Below are 286 nucleotides of genomic sequence, written 5' to 3' on the forward strand. Positions count from 1 at the left end.
GCGCCAGGTGCTGGAACGGCTGGACACCGGCAAGCAACTCGCCTACACCACCGTGCTCACCGTGCTGGACAACCTGCACCGCAAGGACTGGGTCTCCCGCGAACTGGAGGGCAAGGCCTACTGGTACCAGCCCACCATCAGCCGCGTCGAAGCCGCGGCGAACGCCGTGCGGGACGTGCTCGCCGCGTCCGGTGATCCCGAGGCCGCGCTGCTGCACTTCGCACAGTCCGCGACCACCGAGGAGTCGGCGGTGCTGCGCCGGGCGTTCCGCAGGAAAGCCGCCGGA

Annotated in this window: 1 protein-coding gene; it reads left to right on the forward strand. The window is 70.3% G+C overall.

Annotated elements, in window-relative coordinates; translation table 11 throughout:
* On the forward strand, positions 1–286 hold a 286-nt coding region (locus IG04_RS0142005; protein ID WP_030482308.1), incomplete at both ends, for a BlaI/MecI/CopY family transcriptional regulator.

This window comes from Lentzea albidocapillata, from assembly GCF_000719115.1.
Classification (GTDB): Bacteria; Actinomycetota; Actinomycetes; order Mycobacteriales; family Pseudonocardiaceae; genus Lentzea; species Lentzea albidocapillata.